The sequence below is a fragment of the Streptomyces sp. NPDC087901 genome (assembly GCF_044742205.1).
GTDB lineage: Bacteria > Actinomycetota > Actinomycetes > Streptomycetales > Streptomycetaceae > Streptomyces.
This window is the reverse complement of sequence record NZ_JBIUUC010000056.1, coordinates 1-1,337: the sequence shown is the minus strand read 5'-3', so window position 1 is coordinate 1,337 and position 1,337 is coordinate 1. Positions and strand designations below refer to the sequence as shown.

1 protein-coding gene and 1 pseudogene are annotated in these 1,337 nt (G+C 66.8%); one reads left to right on the top strand and one right to left on the bottom strand.

Features of this window, described 5'->3' with window-relative positions:
* A pseudogene (locus ACIOEW_RS41255) lies at positions 1-907 on the top strand (IS5 family transposase); the annotation flags it as partial.
* A gap of 15 nt (positions 908-922) precedes the next feature.
* Here ACIOEW_RS41255 and ACIOEW_RS41250 read toward each other — a convergent pair.
* The gene (locus ACIOEW_RS41250; RefSeq protein ID WP_401970764.1) at positions 923-1,225 is read right to left on the bottom strand and encodes a hypothetical protein; all 303 of its coding nucleotides are present in this window, start codon (positions 1,223-1,225) and stop codon (positions 923-925) included.
* Positions 1,226-1,337 lie beyond the last annotated feature (112 nt).

Genomic DNA, 1,337 nt, shown 5'->3' with positions numbered 1-1,337 from the left:
GAGTGGGAGCGGCTGCGGCCGTTCCTGCCGGTGAGCAACGGTCGGTGTGGGCGGTGGCGTGATCATCGACAAGTGATCGACGGGATTCTTCACCGGGTTCGGACCGGGGTTCACTGGCGTGATCTGCCGCAGCGGTTCGGGCCGTGGAAGACGGTCTACGAGCGCCATCGGCTTTGGTCTGCCGACGGAACCTGGGAGCGGCTGCTGCAGCAGGTCCAGGCCGCGGCCGACGCGGCAGGGGAGATCGACTGGGACATCTCGGTGGACTCCACTATCGTGCGCGCACACCAGCACGCGGCCGGCGCCCGCATCGAGCCACCACCGGCTCTTGCCGACTCAAAGGGGGACGAGTCGCTGGAACACCAGGACGAAACTCCGTGGCAGAGCCTCGTCGGCCGGCTGGTGGAGGTGGTGCGGGAGGCGAGGGCCTGGGCCGTTCACGCGGTGGCTTCACCAGCAAGATCCACCTGAGCGCGGACGGCCGCTGCCGCCCGCTGTCCCTGATCGTCACGCCGGGGCAGCGAGCCGACTGACCCAGTTCATACCGGTGCTGGAGAAGATCCGGGTCCTCCGGTTCGGACTTGGCAGGCCCCGCAAGAAGCCCGACAGCATCGCAGCCGACAAGGCATACAGCAACGGTCCTTGCCGCCAGTATCTGCGACGGCGCGCCATCCACCACACGATCCCGGAGAAGGCCGACAGTCAGGCCGCCCGCCTGGGCAAAGGATCGCGAGGTGGCTGGCCACCGGGGTTCGACGAGGAGCGGTACAAGAAGCGCAACACCGTCGAGAGGGCCATCAACAGGCTGAAGAACTCCCGCGCCGTCGCGACCCGTTACGACAAGCGCGGCTACGTCTTCCTCGGCACTGTCACCGCAGCCGCACTCGTCATCTGGCTCCGTACCTGATCGCGTGCCAGGAGCTCAACTCACCAGGGCACCCGGCGCCAACACCAAGCCCGCTGCCGCGAGGAAGTCCTCAAGGCTGATGACACCGTTGCCGCTGCCGTCGTCCCATTGGATCAGGAGTCCGGAGAGGCCCTCGTTCCAAGACTCCGACGTGTCGGCGTCGTCCTCGGGGCCGGGATGCCACTCGACGCAGCCCTCGCCATGCCGGTATCGGAGATACAGGTACTGGCCGCCCGCCGTCCAGGCATCCCACTGCGACGGGTATGCGGAGCACGTCTGCACAACCCGCGTCAGCTTCCGACCCTCATCCGTACTCATCCGACGATGGTCGCGCAGCATCAGGCATCCAGCAATCGACTTCAGACCGTCGCTACAGGCGCCCAAGCAGCAGCCATACGCACGCCATCAATGATCGGCCGGACAGCTCCTA